This window comes from Gordonia phosphorivorans (assembly GCF_042432625.1).
Lineage (GTDB): Bacteria > Actinomycetota > Actinomycetes > Mycobacteriales > Mycobacteriaceae > Gordonia > Gordonia phosphorivorans.
This window is the reverse complement of record NZ_JBHLWV010000011.1, coordinates 63,327-79,428: the sequence shown is the minus strand read 5'-3', so window position 1 is coordinate 79,428 and position 16,102 is coordinate 63,327. Positions and strand designations below refer to the sequence as shown.

General features: G+C 69.7%; 13 protein-coding genes. 9 read left to right on the top strand and 4 right to left on the bottom strand.

Going from position 1 to position 16,102, the window contains the following annotated elements; translation table 11 throughout:
* The first annotated feature begins 30 nt into the window (after positions 1 to 30).
* Positions 31 to 3,228 carry an isoleucine--tRNA ligase gene (gene ileS / locus ACFFJD_RS02835; RefSeq protein ID WP_382360616.1) on the top strand — a complete coding sequence of 1,066 codons (3,198 nt, stop codon included), beginning with the start codon at positions 31 to 33 and terminating at the stop codon, positions 3,226 to 3,228.
* Positions 3,225 to 4,097: a phosphatase PAP2 family protein gene (locus ACFFJD_RS02830; RefSeq protein WP_382360613.1), complete on the top strand. Its 873-nt coding sequence runs from the start codon at positions 3,225 to 3,227 to the stop codon at positions 4,095 to 4,097. The genes ileS and ACFFJD_RS02830 overlap by 4 nt, the downstream gene beginning before the upstream one ends.
* On the opposite strand, the gene ACFFJD_RS02825 is transcribed toward ACFFJD_RS02830, so the two are convergent.
* Entirely contained in the window at positions 3,998 to 4,846 is an 849-nt protein-coding gene (locus ACFFJD_RS02825) for an SGNH/GDSL hydrolase family protein (protein WP_382360610.1), read from the bottom strand. The genes ACFFJD_RS02830 and ACFFJD_RS02825 overlap by 100 nt on opposite strands.
* Before the next feature lie 61 nt (positions 4,847 to 4,907).
* Between ACFFJD_RS02825 and ACFFJD_RS02820 the strand changes: the two genes are divergently transcribed.
* On the top strand, positions 4,908 to 5,108 hold the full coding sequence (locus tag ACFFJD_RS02820) for a hypothetical protein (RefSeq protein ID WP_382360607.1): 201 nt from the start codon (positions 4,908 to 4,910) through the stop codon (positions 5,106 to 5,108).
* Here ACFFJD_RS02820 and ACFFJD_RS02815 read toward each other — a convergent pair.
* A complete protein-coding gene (locus ACFFJD_RS02815) occupies positions 5,088 to 5,765 on the bottom strand; it encodes a TetR/AcrR family transcriptional regulator (RefSeq protein WP_382360605.1) in 678 nt (225 codons plus the stop codon). The genes ACFFJD_RS02820 and ACFFJD_RS02815 overlap by 21 nt on opposite strands.
* Before the next feature lie 110 nt (positions 5,766 to 5,875).
* Between ACFFJD_RS02815 and ACFFJD_RS02810 the strand changes: the two genes are divergently transcribed.
* Positions 5,876 to 6,337: a nitroreductase/quinone reductase family protein gene (locus ACFFJD_RS02810; RefSeq protein WP_382360602.1), complete on the top strand. Its 462-nt coding sequence runs from the start codon at positions 5,876 to 5,878 to the stop codon at positions 6,335 to 6,337.
* Positions 6,338 to 6,705: 368 nt separating this feature from the next.
* Complete coding sequence (locus tag ACFFJD_RS02805; RefSeq protein ID WP_382361002.1) at positions 6,706 to 8,034, top strand: DNA polymerase IV; 1,329 nt, start codon at positions 6,706 to 6,708, stop codon at positions 8,032 to 8,034.
* A gap of 16 nt (positions 8,035 to 8,050) precedes the next feature.
* On the opposite strand, the gene ACFFJD_RS02800 is transcribed toward ACFFJD_RS02805, so the two are convergent.
* Positions 8,051 to 8,989, bottom strand: a complete 939-nt coding sequence (locus ACFFJD_RS02800; RefSeq protein WP_382360599.1) for an asparaginase — start codon at positions 8,987 to 8,989, stop codon at positions 8,051 to 8,053.
* 183 nt (positions 8,990 to 9,172) lie between these two features.
* Here ACFFJD_RS02800 and ACFFJD_RS02795 point away from each other — a divergent pair, with 183 nt between their 5' ends.
* Complete coding sequence (locus tag ACFFJD_RS02795) at positions 9,173 to 9,754, top strand: WKL family lipoprotein (RefSeq protein ID WP_382360596.1); 582 nt, start codon at positions 9,173 to 9,175, stop codon at positions 9,752 to 9,754.
* A gap of 111 nt (positions 9,755 to 9,865) precedes the next feature.
* Here ACFFJD_RS02795 and ACFFJD_RS02790 read toward each other — a convergent pair whose 3' ends face one another.
* Complete coding sequence (locus ACFFJD_RS02790; protein WP_382360593.1) at positions 9,866 to 10,825, bottom strand: hypothetical protein; 960 nt, start codon at positions 10,823 to 10,825, stop codon at positions 9,866 to 9,868.
* 80 nt (positions 10,826 to 10,905) lie between these two features.
* Between ACFFJD_RS02790 and lspA the strand changes: the two genes are divergently transcribed.
* The 3 genes from lspA to dnaE all read left to right on the top strand — a co-directional run bounded on the left by lspA (position 10,906) and on the right by dnaE (position 16,097).
* Positions 10,906 to 11,481 carry a signal peptidase II gene (gene lspA / locus ACFFJD_RS02785; RefSeq protein ID WP_382360590.1) on the top strand — a complete coding sequence of 192 codons (576 nt, stop codon included), beginning with the start codon at positions 10,906 to 10,908 and terminating at the stop codon, positions 11,479 to 11,481.
* Positions 11,474 to 12,400, top strand: coding sequence for an RluA family pseudouridine synthase (locus ACFFJD_RS02780; RefSeq protein WP_382360587.1), 927 nt, complete (start codon positions 11,474 to 11,476; stop codon positions 12,398 to 12,400). Before lspA ends, ACFFJD_RS02780 begins: the two co-directional genes overlap by 8 nt.
* A gap of 157 nt (positions 12,401 to 12,557) precedes the next feature.
* Complete coding sequence (dnaE, locus tag ACFFJD_RS02775) at positions 12,558 to 16,097, top strand: DNA polymerase III subunit alpha (protein WP_382360585.1); 3,540 nt, start codon at positions 12,558 to 12,560, stop codon at positions 16,095 to 16,097.
* Positions 16,098 to 16,102: the final 5 nt, after the last annotated feature.

Genomic DNA, 16,102 nt, shown 5'->3' with positions numbered 1-16,102 from the left:
CGGCTTGCAGGCACGAGGAGACCGCCCGCGATGACTGACACTCCGCACGACGACACCCACGAGGACGGTCGCGTCTACCCGCTCGTCGATCTCACCGGAGGCAACGGGCCGGGAGCGCCGTCGTTCCCCTCGGTGGAGGAACGCGTCCTGGAGTACTGGGACGAGGACGAGACCTTCGCAGCGTCGATCCAGAACCGCGCGCAGGCGCCGGAGTTCGTGTTCTACGACGGGCCGCCGTTCGCCAACGGTCTGCCGCACTACGGTCACCTGCTGACCGGCTACGTCAAGGACATCGTGCCGCGCTACCAGACGATGCGCGGCAAGAAGGTGGAGCGTCGGTTCGGCTGGGACACGCACGGGCTGCCCGCCGAACTCGAGGCCGAGCGCCAGCTGGGGATCACCGACAAGTCGGAGATCGAAGTGATGGGCGTGGACAAGTTCAACGCCTACTGCCGCGACTCGGTGCTGCGTTACACGGGCGAATGGCGCACCTACGTGACCCGCCAGGCGCGCTGGGTGGACTTCGACAACGACTACAAGACCCTGGACCTGGACTTCATGGAGTCGGTCATGTGGGCGTTCAAGCGGCTCAACGACAAGGGCCTGATCTACCAGGGCTACCGCGTGCTGCCGTACTCCTGGTACGAGCAGACGCCGCTGAGCAATCAGGAGGCCAAGCTCGACGACGCCTACCGGATGCGTCAGGACCCGGCGCTCACGGTCACCATGCCGCTGCGGGTGGACGCCGATGCGCCGCTCGCCGCGCTCGACGGCGTCAACGCGCTGATCTGGACGACCACGCCCTGGACCCTGCCGTCGAACCTCGCGATCGCGGTGCACCCGGACACCGAGTACGCGCACGTGCGGACCGCGGAGGGCGCCGAGTACCTGCTGGCCGCGGCCCTGGTGGGCGCGTATGCGCGGGAGCTGGGCGAGGTGGAGACGGTCGCGACCCATCGCGGCGCCGAGCTGGTCGGCCTGTCGTACCAGCCGCCGTTCGACTTCTTCGCGGGGCACCCGAACGCGCACCGCATCCTGGCCGCCGACTACGTCACCACCGAGAGCGGCACCGGCGTGGTGCACCTGGCCCCGGCCTTCGGTGAGGAGGACATGGACGTCTGCGCGGCCAACGATATCGAGGTGGTGCAGCCGCTGGATCCCGGCGGCCGCTTCACCGAGCTGGTGCCCGACTACCAGGGCCAGATGGTCTTCGACGCCAACCCCAACATCATCAAGGACCTGAAGACGGCCGGTCGCGTGCTGCGGCACGAGACCATCGAGCACTCCTACCCGCATTCGTGGCGGTCCGGGCAGCCGCTGATCTACATGGCCGTGCCGTCGTGGTTCGTGGCGGTCCAGAAGATCAAGGACCGCATGCTGGAACTGAACCAGGAGATCACCTGGTCGCCGTCGCACATCCGCGACGGCCAGTTCGGCAAGTGGCTGGCCGGCGCCAAGGACTGGAACATCAGCCGCAACCGGTACTGGGGTGCGCCCATCCCGGTGTGGGTGTCCGACGATCCGAACTACCCGCGGACCGACGTCTACGGCAGCCTCGACGAGCTCGAGCGCGACTTCGGGGTGCGGCCGACCGATCTGCACCGCCCGGTGATCGACGAGCTGACCCGACCCAACCCGGACGATCCGACCGGTCTCTCGACGATGCGGCGAGTACCCGAGGTGCTCGACTGCTGGTTCGAGTCCGGCTCGATGCCCTTCGCCCAGGTGCACTACCCGTTTGAGAACGTCGACTGGTTCGACGGCGGGAACGGCGAGATGGCGCACAATCCGGGCGACTTCATCGTCGAGTACAACGGGCAGACCCGCGGCTGGTTCTACAACCTGCACGTGCTGGCGACCGCACTGTTCGACCGCCCGGCGTTCAAGACGGTCGCCGCGCACGGCATCGTGCTCGGTGACGACGGCGCCAAGATGAGCAAGTCCAAGCGCAACTACCCGGACGTGAACGAGGTGTTCGACCGCGACGGCTCCGACGCGATGCGGTGGTTCCTGATGGCCAGCCCGATCCTGCGCGGCGGCAACCTGGTGGTCACCGAGCGCGGCATCCGCGAAGGCGTGCGGCAGGCCCTGCTGCCGATGTGGAACGCGTACAGCTTCCTGCAGCTGTACGCCGAGCGCCCGGCCACCTGGCGGACGGACTCGTCGAACATGCTCGACCGGTACATCCTGGCGAAGCTGGCGGTGACCCGCGACGAGATCACGCACGCCCTGGACGTCTACGACATCGCCGGTGCCTGCGACTCGTTCCGCGGCTTCTGCGATTCGCTGACGAACTGGTACGTGCGGCGGTCCCGGTCGCGGTTCTGGGCCGGACAGGACGCCGAGCCGGAGGCCTTCGACACCCTGTACACGGTGCTCGAGGTGGCCGGTCGCCTGGCGGCGCCGCTGCTGCCGCTGGCCACCGAGGCCATGTGGCGCGGTCTGACCGGTGAGCGGTCGGTGCACCTGACCGACTGGCCGAGCGCCGACGAGCTCCCGGCCGACCCGGAGCTGGTGGCCGCCATGGACACCGTGCAGTCGGTCTGTTCGGTGGCCTCCAGCGTCCGCAAGGCCAACAACCTGCGGGTGCGTCTGCCGCTGCCGAGCCTGACGATCGCGGCGCCTGCGGCGCTGGACCTGGCCCCGTACACGGGCCTGATCGCCGATGAGATGAACGTCAAGAACGTCGATCTGAGCAGTGACGTGGATGCGCACGGCCGCGTGGAAGTGGCCGTGAACGCACGGGCCGCCGGGCCGCGCATCGGCAAGGACGTGCAGCGCGTGATCAAGGCCGTGAAGGCCGGCGACTGGGAGCTGCGCACCGACGCCGACACCGGCGAGGACGTGGTGGTGGCCGACGGTATCGAGCTGCGCGGGGAGGAGTTCACCCGCAAGCTCGTGGCGGTCGCGCCGGATTCCACCGGTGAGCTGCCCGGCGGCGGGGGCCTGGTGGTCCTGGACATCGCTGTGACGCCGGAACTGGAGGCCGAGGGCTGGGCCAAGGACCGCGTGCGCGAACTGCAGGATGCGCGACGCAACCTGGGTCTGGACATCTCCGATCGGATCAGCGTCCGTTTCGTGGTGCCCGCGGACCAGGCGGACACCGCTCGCACGCACGCCGACCTGATCGCCGGGGAGATCTTGGCGACGTCGTTCGTGGTCGACACGGGTGCGCCCGGGGCGATCGAGCTGAACGACGGCGTGAGCGTCGACATCGAGAAGGTGTGAGCACACGCCGGGCGGGTCTGCGGTGGGCCCTGCTGGCCCTCGGCTCGCTCGGCGTGCTCATCGGCGTCTACCTGGCGGCGGTGCGCACTTACACCGGCCAGCGGCTGGAGAACGCCGCGCTGCGCGGTGCGCTGGAGGTGAACTCCGAGGAAGTGACCGTCGCCGACGACGTGCTCGCCACCTTCACCCTCACCTCGCTGGGGGTGGCGGTGGCGTGCCTGGCCGTCATCGGCTGGGTGCGCGGCGGCCTGCGGCTGGCCGCGGTGGCGGTGGCGGTAGTCGGGGCGGCGACGGTGTCCACCGAACTGCTCAAGCGGGTGATCCTGACCCGGCCGGTGCTCGTGGACGCCCCGGAGTACCTGCAGCACAACAGCTTTCCGAGCGGGCACACCACGGTGGCGATGAGCGTGGCGTGCGCGGCGCTCCTGGTGGTGTCGTGGCGCTGGCGCGCACCGGCCATGGTGCTGGTGCTGGCCTGGACGGTGGGCGTGGGCGCCTACACGGTGGTGGCGCGCTGGCACCGGCTCTCGGACACCCTGGGCGCCGATGCGATCGCCGTGCTGATGGCGTCGCTGGGCGCGCTGGTGCTGCTGCGGAGCGGTCTGGTGCGGGCGGTGCCCGACCGGGAACGGGCGCCGGTGCGGACGGTCATCGTGGTGTTCGCGGTGGTGTACGCGGTGGTGATGGGCGCGGCCGGGCTGCTGCTCGGGATCGTCGGGGCCCGGCAGGATCCGGGCTCGACCGCCGACTACAACCTCTACCTGGCGGCTCAGTCGCTGGCGTCGGTGGGTTCGGTGGCGGCCATCCTGCTGCTGTGGTCCAGTTGGCGTCGACTCGAAACCGCCGCCACGGGCACCGGTTCCGGGTAGCGCGCGGACAGACTGTCGCCGGAGGAGACGCCGCGGAGGCGGCGACCGAGCCACGGCGCGAGGAAGCGGCGGGCCCAGTCCAGGTCGGCGCTGCGGGCCTGCGCGGTGGTGACGTCGGGCAGCGTCGGCAGCGGCACGGGCGACAGGTCGTGCTCGACGCCCAGCGCCTCGAGCACGGCGATCGCCATGCGCTGATGACCGGCCGCGGACATGTGCATGCGGTCGAAATCCCACAGGCGTGGGTCGTCGAAATCACGGATCCGCCAGTAGTCCACCAGGACCGCGCCCCGGGTGTCGGCGATCTGACGCATGCCCTCGGCGAGGATCGCGAACCGGCCGCGCAGTGCGCCGAAGACGGGGGCGCTACCCGGGTCGTGCGGGGTGAAGATGGCCACCGTCGCGCCGGTCGCGGTCAGCGCCGCGATCGCCTCGTCGTAGTAGGCCAGCAGATCATCCAGGTCGACGGTGGGACGCAGGATGTCGTTGCCGCCCGCGTGCACGGTGACCAGGTCCGGCGACATGGCGAGCGCCGGAGCGAGCTGTTCGTCGACGACCGCCTTCAGCTTGCGTCCGCGGATGGCCAGGTTCGCGTACTCCAGGCCGGGTTCGCCGGCCGCCCGGGCCGCGTCGTCGAGGGCCTGCGCCACCCGGTCGGCCCAACCGCGCACACCGCCCGGTAGCTCGGGCGCGTGATCGCCGACGCCCTCGGTGAACGAATCGCCCAGTGCCACATAGCGGGTAAAAGTCACAGGTACAGCCTACTTTCCGGCGGCGCCGCGGATTCTTCGGCACCGGTCGTAGGGTGGAGGCATGTCCGACGACCTGGAACGGCTGCAGCGCTGGATCGACTCCGGCGGGCTGTTCCGGGTGCTGCGGCGGCGCGGCGGGGAGTACACGGTGGCGCTGTGCACCTGCGACGGGGGCGCGCAGATGGATCGGGTGGTCACCGACGATCCGGGGCTGCCGGCCTGGCGCGCGGCGCACGTCGATTCAGAGCTCGAACCCGCTTAGCGCCGCTCGCAGTTGCGCGGCGAACAGCAGGCTCGGCGCGGCGAAGGTGTCCGGTCCGTAGCCGCCGAAGACCTCCTGGCTCACGGCGCCGATGAGCCAGGTCCACAGGTTCAGGGCGGCGAGGATCCCCGCCTCGTCCAGGTGGGGCGCCCATTCGGCGGCGATCGCGCGCAACTCCGGGGCCAGGGCCCCGTCCATCTCCGCCCCGTCTTCCGCCGTGTCGACGGCTCCCGTGGACGCCGGCAACAGGCCCAGCAGCAGGGCGATCACCCGGGTGCCCGGGGCGGTGGTCTCGCCGGCCGGGGCCTGATAGCCGGGGACGGGGCTGCCGTAGAGGAGGGCGAACTCGGCCGGATGGTCGACGCCCCAGGCCCGGAACGCGGTCAGCGCCACCGGGAGACGCTCGCTCGGGGCGGCGTCGGCGACGGCGGTCTCGACGTGATCGGCGAGGTCGTTGTAGGAGGCCACCACCAGGCGGGTGAGCAGTTCGTCGCGACTGGCCACGTATCGGTACATCGCCGACGAGGCCATGCCGAGGTCGCGGGCGATCGCGCGCACCGACAGTGCCGCCGCCCCGACCTGCGCCAACTGTGCGCGCCCGAGGGTGATGATCTGCTCGTCGACCTCGCGGCGGCGACGATCCCGGATTCCCGTCATGCCTCGATCTTCGCAGAAGCATCCCCAAGAGAGTGAGCACTGCTCTTGTAAGAGCGCGTCAGGTGCGGCAGACTGGGCATTAGAGAGCACTGCTCACAAAAGGAGAGATGATGACCGAGAGCACCCGAATCCGACTGACGCGCGGAGAACGAGGAGTCAACGGCGCGGTGCGCTGGCTCGCCGATCGGGGGATCGGGGTGGCCGGCGCGCAGACCCTCACCGTCCGGGGTCGGCGGACCGGTGAGCCGCACCGCGTGCCGGTGAACCCGCTGACCCTCGACTCTCGGACCTACCTGGTCGCGCCGCGCGGGCACACCGACTGGGTGCGTAACGTTCGCCGCGATCCGTGCGCGCGGTTGCGGCGTGGTCGGCGCGATGTGGCGGTGCGGCTGATCGAACTCGCTGACGCCGAACCGAAGGTGCGGGTGCTCGCCGCCTACCTGTCGACCTGGGGGTGGGAGGTGGGTCGGCTGCTGCCCGCGGGGCTGAGTGCGACCGCCGACCATGACACCCTGCGTCGGCACGCGTCGCTGCTGCCGGTCTTCGAGGTGGTGCCGATCGTGACTGACTGAGGTGGTGCTTTCTCCTGGTGTCCAGGAGAGCGTCGGGGGGTGTCCGGGTGGGCGACGATGATCCGGTTGCTCTCGTGGACGGGTCGGCCGAGTCCGAAGGGGCGGCGTGCGTCGACACCGACGGACACCGGGGTACAACGACGGCACTGTGACGCTCCACGACGGGGATATGACGCCGTAGATCGCTGAGCCGCCGTCGTCGAACCGACAATGAGGCGAACCGGCGATATGCCGACCCGGCGATGCGAGCTGTCGAGGCCTGCGAGACGGCCGGCCGGACGAATCGGGCGGGGAATGCTCGCGGCTAGCATGGGGCCGTGACCACCGGGGGTGAGGAGACCAGTGCGCGGTGGGTACTGCACATCGACATGGATGCGTTCTTCGCCTCCGTGGAGGAGCTGACCAGACCCACCTTGGCTGGGCGTCCGGTGCTGGTGGGCGGTGCGGGCGGGCGCGGCGTGGTGGCCGGGGCGTCGTATGCGGCGCGGGCGTACGGGGCGGGATCGGCCATGCCGATGCATCAGGCCCGGCGGCTGGTGGGATCGAGCGCGGTGATCGTGCCGCCGCGCGGATCGGTGTACCGGGTGGTCAGCGGCCGCGTCTTCGAGATCATTCGGCGGTTCGCGCCGGTCATCGAGACCTTGTCGTTCGACGAAGCCTTCGCCGAGCCCGCGGAACTGGCCGGCGGCACCGTCGACCAGGCGCACGAGTTCGCGGCGCGGCTGCGCGCAGCCATCCGCGACGAAGTGGGCCTGCCGGCCTCGGTCGGGTTCGGTTCGGGCAAACAGATCGCCAAGATCGCCTCCGGTCAGGCCAAGCCCGACGGCATCGCCGTCATCGCGCCCAGCCGGGAACTGGGCTTTCTGCAGTCGTTGCCGGTCCGCAAGCTGTGGGGCATCGGGCCGGTCTCCGGCGACCGACTGGCCCGCATCGGAGTGGAGACCATCGGTGACCTCGCGGCGCTCTCGAGTACCGAGGTCACTTCGGTGCTGGGGGGCACCGTCGGGCCCGCGCTGCACCGCCTGGCGCAGGGCATCGACAATCGGCCGGTGGCCGAGCGGGCCGTCGCCAAACAGATCAGCGCCGAATCGACCTTCGCCACCGACATCATCGACCTGGCCGGGCTGCGGGTGGCGGTCAGCGGCGCCGCCGCCGATGCGCACCGTCGGTTGCTCGAGGACGGTCGGCGGGCCCGCACGGTGGTGGTGAAGCTGCGGCGCGCGGACATGTCGATCCTCACGCGCTCGCTCACCATGCCCGCGGCCAGCGCCGACCTCGACGTGCTGACCGCCGCCGCCCAGCGGGTGGTGCTCGACCCGCGCGAGATCGGCCCCATCCGACTGGTCGGCGTCGGCTACGCGGGCCTGACCGACGCCGAGCAGTACTCGCTGTTTCCGGATCTGGACGAGTACAACCTCGGTGATGAGGCGGATCCGTCGCCGCCGACCGTCGACGACGGCGATGCGGTGGCGCCCGACGAGTCGGACCCGGCCTCGGACCGGCAGTGGCACACCGGGGCCGACGTCCACCACGCCGAGTTCGGGCACGGCTGGGTGCAGGGCGGCGGCCACGGTTTCGTCACCGTTCGGTTCGAGACGCGGGCGACCGGCCCGGGCCGGGCCCGCACCTTCCGGCTGCCCGAGCCCGCGCTGGTGCGCGCGGATCCGCTGGACAGCCTCGGCTGGGACGACCTGTGACGACGTCGAGCGCCCGTCAGGACGGACCGGAGGCGGCGAAGAACTCGGCGATCTCCGATTTGGAGGCGCCGCTGGTCAGCAGGGCGATCAGCGCCATGCGCACCTGCGGGGCGCGCAGCCACGGCGAGATGATCGCACCGGCGCGCGCCAGATCCACGCCGCCGCCTCCGCCGCCGTAGGTGGCCTCCACCTCGCCGTAGGGCACCCGGGTGGACACCACCACCGGCACATTGCGGCGGGTGGCCAGGGCCACCTCCGCGGTGATGTCCGGGTGGGTGTTGCCCGAGCCGGTCGCCGACAGCACGATGCCCGCGGCGCGCTGGGCGACGGCGGCGGCGATCAGGCCGGGGGACACACCCGGGTACAGGGCCAGCAGGTCCACGCGCGCCGGGACGGCGGTGGGGATCTCGGTGGACACCCGCGGACGCGGCAGGTCGTCGTGCACGGTGTCGAAAGCCTCCGCCGCGGTGGTGGACACCTTGAAGACGCCGCGCGCGGGCAGGACGCGGCCGCCGAGGGCCACCTGGACGCCGTTGCCCCGGTTGGCCGGGTCCGCGGCCAGCGCCACCGCGGCGGCGATGTTGGCGGGGCCGTCCGAGAGCGGATGATCGGCCGGGTACTGGGCGCCGGTGAAGACCACCGGGCGCGGATCGTCCTTGAACACGTCCACCAGGAAAGCGGTCTCCTCCAGGGTGTCGGTGCCGTGAGTCACCACCACGCCGTCGACGTCTTCCTCGTCGAGCGCATCGGAGATGGCGACGGCGACGGCCACCTGGTGGCGCACCAGCATGGCCGACGAGTCCAGGGTCATCAGATCGACCGCCCGCACCGCGATCTCGCCGAGCTCGGCGGGAATCAGGTCCGCGCCGGTCAACACGGGCACGGCGCCGTCGTCGGTGGTACGCGAGGCGGCGGTGCCGCCGGTGGTGATCATCACAACTCGACGTGGTGTCATGGCTCGATTCTCGCACTTCCCGCGCGGACATGCGCGCTGGTCATCGCACCGGCGTGTGTCTGGAGTTGCCGCAAGTGCCCGGTGGGAACCTGTGAGTGGACACAGGTTTGTTTGGCATAGTGGGTCGGAGCTCGGAATCCATCCGAACAGCCGAGCAGATATTCCTACTGGAGGTTTGATTCGGTGAAGTACCGCAAGTTCCTGGTCATCGGCTCGGTGGCCGCCATGCTGAGCGTGACCGCTGCCTGCGGCAGTGACGACAACGCGCTGCCGCCCGTGCCGCCGGCACCCTCGTCGACCTCCGCCGCGGCCGGCGGCGAGGACTCCGATCTGGTGGCCCAGCTGTCCAACGCCAAGAAGCGTCCCACCGTCGACGCGCTGAACGAGATGCTGACGATGGCGCTCGATCCCGACGTGCCCGCCGCCGACAAGGTGGACCTGGTCGAGGGCGCCGAGGCCGATCCGAAGCTGTTCGATCAGCTGGTCAAGGTGGCCAAGGAGAACCCGGACGTCAGCTACGAGATCAAGAAGCCGGTCGTCGGCAACGGCCCCAAGCGGGCCAGCGTCAAGGTCGAGGTGAAGCTGCCGGATAACCCGCCCACCATGATCGACGCCGCCATCGTCTACGACGACGGTCGCTGGAAGCTCGCCAAGAGCACCGTCTGCCCGCTGCTGGAGGCCGGTGACGTGAAGAGCCCGCTGTGCGCCGATCAGGGCGCGACCAAGTCCAAGAGCGCCAAGAGCACGAGCAAGTCGGCCAACTGAGGTCGGCTCGCTGGCTCCGAAGCCGAAGAATGCGCGCCTCGCTGATTCAGCGAGGCGCGCATTCGTGTCTGTGAGCCAAGGCGCCGAGCGGGTTCCGGACCCTGTCGGGATCTAGTCGCCCGAGCCCCAGCGCAGGGTGAAGGACGTCTGCTGGATGATCGGCCGGTTCGTATCGGCGCCGACCAGTTCGCGTGCGCCCTTCATCTCCAGCTGCGCCGATGTCGGCAACAGCCGGGTCAGGTCCACGGTGACCGAGCCGGTGCCGGTGTTGGCGTAGCGGGTCATGTCCAGCGTCGAGGCCGATCCGGGGATCCGGAAGACGGTGGACGTCGGCGTCTCGTCCACGGCCAGATCGATGGTGAGGACGTCGCCGTCCCAGGCCCGGAGCGTCGCCACGATCTCCTGCGTCACGGTGGTGGCCGCGGTGACGGTGCGTTCCACCCGCCACCGCGCGCCCACGCCGACCGGCACCGTCGGCAACGGCAGGGAATAGGTGAACGCGCTGACCAGCGACTGTTCGATCGCGCGGTTGGCGGGCTGATCGGCGTTCGCCGGCGGGAACAGGCGCAGCGCCGTCGCGCTGAGGCCGTCGGCGTAGGTGAGGCCGCCGGTGGCGCCGTCGAAGGTCGCCAGGGCGGGGCCGAGGGCTTCGTCGGGCGAGGTGATCGCGCCCAGGGTGAATTCGAGGTTCCGCGGATCGGTGCAGCCTGCGCGTGCGGTCAGCGGCAGCGCGAGGTCCTCGCGCGTCGTCGTCGGCGCCTCACCCTGGTTGCCGATCACGCTGGTCTCGCCCGAGTCGGTGCTCAGGGTCACGCGCTGGGGCGTCTCGGTGTTCGGGGTGGAGGTGGGAACGCGCAGGTCGCCCGTCCCGGGCTCCAGGACGGTCACGTGCGCCGGCGGCAGCTCGATCGGCCGCACGTCGGCGGACTGCACGCTGGAGGTCGGCTCGCAGCCGCGGTTGGGATCGGCGGCGGGCTCCTCGCTGGTGGAGCAGCCGGTCAGGGCCACGGCGGCGACGACGGACAACGGAAGCAGGCCGGCCGCGGCGCGGGCGAGGCGAGGAGCTGACACGTCGTCCACCCTAGGGCAGTCGTGCCCGGCGGCCGCGCCCCGGTTCGGTGCCCGCCGCGCCCATGTGGACAATTGGGGGCATGGACGACGCTGCGCCCGGCCCCGACACCGCGAGTGGGGCCGACTCGGACCGGCCGACCTCGCGCAAGCTCCTGCTGTACCTGGCGGTGATCGCGGTGGCCGCCTATCTGGCCGACCTGCTCACCAAGACCTTGGCGGTGCGCTACCTCGACCCCGCTGATCCGGTGGAGATCGTCGGCGACTTCGTCACCCTGCACCTGCTGCGCAACAGCGGCGCGGCCTTCTCGATGGCCACCGGCTACACCTGGGTGCTCACCATCGTGGCGGTGATCGTGGTGGGGGTGATCATCCGGTTCAGCAGCCGCCTCGGCTCGCTGGGCTGGGCGATCGGGCTGGGACTGGTACTCGGCGGGGCGCTGGGCAATCTCACCGACCGGATGTTCCGCGCGCCGGGACCGTTGCGCGGTCACGTCGTCGACTTCTTCTCCGTCGGTGCGTGGCCGGTGTTCAACGTGGCCGACTCGGCGGTGGTCTGCGGTGCGATCCTGCTGGTGGTGCTGACCCTGCTGGGCTACGACTATGACGGAACACGGACGGGCTGGGCGGCCCGCAAGGAAGGCGAGCGAGATGCGTGAATCCCGAGCCATGCCGGTGCCCGACGGGCTCGACGGTCTGCGCGTGGACGCGGGCGTCGCGCGCGTCCTCGGGCTGTCCCGGACGGTCGCCGCCGGTCTGGCCGATGCCGGCGACATCACCGTCGACGGCGTGGCGGTCCCCAAATCGCACAAGCTGGCCGCAGGCACCTGGTTGGACGTGACCCTGCCGGCCGCCGCCGAGCCGCTGCGCGTGGAACCCACACCGGTGGAAGACCTCGACGTGCTCTACCACGATTCGGACATCATCGTCGTCGACAAGCCGCCGGGGGTGGCCGCGCATCCGTCGCAGGGCTGGACCGGACCCACCGTGGTCGGCGCCCTGGCAGCGGCGGGCTTCCGCATCTCCACCTCGGGTGCGCCCGAACGACAGGGCGTGGTCTCCCGCCTGGACGTCGGCACCTCCGGCGTGATGGTGGTGGCGGCCTCCGAGCACGGGTACACCATGCTCAAGCGGGCGTTCAAGCAGCGCACCGTGGAGAAGGTGTACCACGCGGTGGTGCAGGGGCGCCTCGATCCGCCGGAGGGCACCATCGACGCACCGATCGGACGGCACCCGGGCTCGGATTGGCGGTTCGCGGTGACCTCGCGGGGCAAGGAGTCGGTGACCCACTACGAGACGCTCGAGATGTTCGCGGCGGCCAGCCTGCTCGACATCGATCTGGAGACCGGGCGCACGCACCAGATCCGCGTGCACTTCTCGGCGCTGCACCACCCGTGTGTGGGTGATCCCACCTACGGCGCCGACCCCAAGCTGGCCGCCCGCCTCGGCCTGGATCGGCAGTGGCTGCATGCGCGGACGCTGGCCTTCGCGCATCCGGCCGACGGTCGGCGCGTGGAGTTCACCGCGCCCTATCCCGCGGATCTGAGCCATGCGCTGGAGGTTCTGCGGGACGCGTGAGGCGGCGGCCGTCGCCGCGGAATATCGGCGACGGCGGTGAGGTCGTACCTCATGCGTCACACCCGGGCGAGCCGACGGATTCCTGTCGGTACCGCCGCCTAGAGTGGAGGCGTTCCACAGGTCGTTGAGGCCGTCGCAAGAGCAAGGGGTCCAAGTCGTGTCCGGTTCGTTTGTTCATCTGCACAATCACACCGAGTACTCGATGCTCGACGGTGCGGCGAAGGTCTCGCCCCTGTTCGCGGAGGCGCAGCGACTCGGGATGACCGCCATCGGCATGACCGACCACGGCAACATGTTCGGCGCCAGCGAGTTCTACAACACCGCGCGCAAGCACGACATCAAGCCGATCATTGGTATCGAGGCGTACGTCGCGCCCGAGTCGCGGTTCAACACCAAGCGCGTGCTGTGGGGCAGCCGGGAGCAGAAGAGCGACGACGTCTCCGGTTCGGGCGCCTACACCCACATGACGATGGTCGCCGAGAACGCCGAGGGGCTGCGGAATCTGTTCCGTCTCTCCTCTCGGGCGTCGATCGAGGGACAGCTCGGCAAGTGGTCCCGCATGGATGCCGAGATCATCGCCGAGCACTCTGCCGGCATCATCGCCACCACCGGCTGCCCGTCCGGGGAGGTGCAGACCCGACTGCGGCTCGGCCAGGACGCCGAGGCGTTGGAGGCGGCCGCCAAGTGGCAGGACATCTTCGGCAAGGAGAACTTCTACCTCGAACTCATGGAGCACGGCCTGGAGATCGAGCGGCGGGTGCGCGACGGCCTGCTCGAGATCGGCCGCAAGCTCGGTATCCCGCCGCTGGTGACCAACGACTGCCACTACGTCACCCGCGATCACGCCGCCGCACACGAGGCGCTGCTGTGCGTGCAGACCGGCAAGACCCTGTCGGACCCGACCCGCTTCAAGTTCGACGGCGACGGCTACTACCTCAAGTCAGCCGAGGAGATGCGTGCGCTCTGGGACGACGTGGTGCCCGGCGCTTGCGACAACAGCGTCGAGATCGGCGAACGGGTGCAGTCGTATGCCGACGTGTTCACCCACCGCGACCGGATGCCGATCTTTCCGGTGCCCGAGGGCCACACGCAGGAGTCGTGGCTCGAGCGCGAGGTCAACGAGGGCCTGAACCGCCGCTTCGAGGGCGGGCCGGTGCCCACCGAGTACGTCGAGCGGGCCGCGTACGAGCTCCAGGTGATCAATCAGATGGGGTTCCCGGCCTACTTCCTGGTGGTCGGTGACCTGATCGCGCACGCCCTGGAGGTCGGCATCCGTGTGGGCCCGGGCCGCGGCTCGGCCGCCGGTTCGCTGGTGGCCTGGGCGTTGGGCATCACCAACATCGACCCGATTCCGTACGGCCTGCTGTTCGAGCGATTCCTGAACCCCGAACGCGTGTCGATGCCCGATATCGATATCGACTTCGACGACCGCCGACGCGGCGAGATGGTCCGCTACGCCTCGGACAAGTGGGGCGTGGACAAGGTGGCGCAGGTGATCACCTTCGGCACCATTAAGACCAAGGCCGCGCTCAAGGACTCCGCGCGCGTGCTGTTCGGCCAGCCAGGTTTCGCCATCGCCGACCGCATCGCCAAGGCGCTGCCGCCACCCGTCGCCGCCAAGGACATCACCGTCGCGGGCATCACCGATCCGTCCAATGAGCGGTACGCCGAGGCGGCCGAGGTGCGCACGCTCATCGAGACCGATCCGGACGTCAAGAAGATCTACGACACCGCTCTCGGTCTGGAAGGGCTGATCCGCAACGCCGGCGTGCACGCTTGCGCGGTGATCATGTCGTCCGAGCCGCTCACCGACGCGATCCCGGTGTGGAAACGCGCCCAGGACGGCGCGATCATCACCGGCTGGGATTACCCGTCGTGTGAGGACATCGGCCTGCTGAAGATGGACTTCCTCGGGTTGCGCAACCTGACGGTCATCGGCGACGCCCTGGACAACATCAAGAACAACCGCGGCATCGACGTCGACCTGGACAAGCTGCCGATGGACGACCCGGCCACCTACGAACTGCTGGCGCGCGGGGACACGCTCGGCGTGTTCCAGCTCGACGGCGGCGGCATGCGTGAACTGCTGAAGATGATGCAGCCCACCGGCTTCGAGGACATCGTCGCCGTGCTGGCCCTGTATCGCCCGGGCCCGATGGACGTCGGCGCGCACCACTCGTATGCGCGCCGCAAGAACGGCCTGGAAGACATCAAGCCGATCCACCCGGAGCTGGAAGAACCGCTCAAGGAGATCCTCTCGGAGACCTTCGGCCTGATCGTGTATCAGGAGCAGATCATGGCGATCGCGCGGAAGGTGGCTGGCTACAGCCTCGGTGAAGCCGACCTGCTCCGCCGCGCCATGGGTAAGAAGAAGAAGGAGATCCTCGACGAGGCCTACGGCGGGTTCGCCGAGGGCATGAAGGCCAACGGCTTCTCGCAGCCGGCGATCACGGCCCTGTGGGACACCGTCCTGCCGTTCGCCGGCTACGCCTTCAACAAGTCGCACGCGGCCGGCTACGGCCTGGTCTCGTTCTGGACCGCCTACCTCAAGGCCAACTACCCGGCCGAGTACATGGCGGGCCTGCTGACCTCGGTGGGCGACGACAAGGACAAGTCGGCGATCTACCTGGCCGACTGCCGGCAGATGGGCATCACCGTCCTCCCGCCGGACGTCAACGCCTCGCGGGCCGACTTCGCCGCCGTCGACAAGGACATCCGGTTCGGGCTGGCCGCGATCCGCAATGTCGGCGCCGGGGTGGTGGCCTCGATCATCGCCTCGCGCGAAGAGAAGGGCGCCTTCACCAGTTTCTCGGACTATCTCGGCAAGATCGACGTGACGGCCTGCAATAAGAAGGTCACCGAGTCGCTGATCAAGGCCGGCGGCTTCGATTCGCTCGACCATCCCCGCAAGGGGCTCTTCCTGGTGCACGCCGATGCCGTCGACTCGGTGGTGGGCACCAAGAAGGCCGAGGCCATCGGGCAGTTCGACCTGTTCGGCGACATGGGCGGCGGCGACGAATCGCTCGCCGAGGTGTTCGCGGTGAAGGTGCCCGACGACGAATGGGAGTCCAAGCACAAGCTGGCCCTCGAGCGGGACATGCTGGGCCTGTACGTCTCCGGTCACCCGCTGTCCGGGGTGGAGCATGCGCTCGCCGCGCAGACCGACACGTCGATCGCCTCGCTGCTGGAAGACCAGGTCTCCGACGGCGCGCAGATCACCATCGGCGGCATCATCTCCTCGGTGAACCGCCGCGTGAACAAGAAGGGCGAGCCATGGGCGGTGGTGACCGTGGAGGACATGGTCGGCGGCGTCGAGGTGATGTTCTTCCCGCGGGCGTACCTCGCCTTCGGCATGGACCTGGTGGTCGACAACATCGTCTTGGTCAAGGCCCGCGCCAACAAGCGCGACGACTCCCTGATGATCAGTGCCAACGACCTGGCGGTGCCGGATCTGTCGGCGGTGGGCACCACCAAGCCGCTGAGTCTGACCCTGACCGCGCGGGCCTGCACGCCCGCGCGGGTCTCGGCGCTCAAGCAGGTGCTCAGCCGTCATCCGGGAACCTCGGATGTGCACGTGACGCTGGTGAGCGAGCGTAAGCAGACCCAGCTCAAGCTCACCGAGGCGCTGCGGGTGACCCAGTCGTCGGCGTTGATGGGTGACCTCAAGGCGCTGCTGGGGCCGAGCTGCCTGAGCTGACACCG

Coding starts and splice junctions, on each gene's coding strand:
- lspA (WP_382360590.1), top strand. CDS start 10,906: ATGGACGACGCTGCGCCCGGCCCCGACACCGCGAGTGGGGCCGACTCG.
- ACFFJD_RS02820 (WP_382360607.1), top strand. CDS start 4,908: ATGTCCGACGACCTGGAACGGCTGCAGCGCTGGATCGACTCCGGCGGG.
- ACFFJD_RS02780 (WP_382360587.1), top strand. CDS start 11,474: ATGCGTGAATCCCGAGCCATGCCGGTGCCCGACGGGCTCGACGGTCTG.
- ACFFJD_RS02805 (WP_382361002.1), top strand. CDS start 6,706: ATGGATGCGTTCTTCGCCTCCGTGGAGGAGCTGACCAGACCCACCTTG.
- ACFFJD_RS02810 (WP_382360602.1), top strand. CDS start 5,876: ATGACCGAGAGCACCCGAATCCGACTGACGCGCGGAGAACGAGGAGTC.
- ACFFJD_RS02815 (WP_382360605.1), bottom strand. CDS start 5,765: ATGACGGGAATCCGGGATCGTCGCCGCCGCGAGGTCGACGAGCAGATC.
- ileS (WP_382360616.1), top strand. CDS start 31: ATGACTGACACTCCGCACGACGACACCCACGAGGACGGTCGCGTCTAC.
- ACFFJD_RS02800 (WP_382360599.1), bottom strand. CDS start 8,989: ATGACACCACGTCGAGTTGTGATGATCACCACCGGCGGCACCGCCGCC.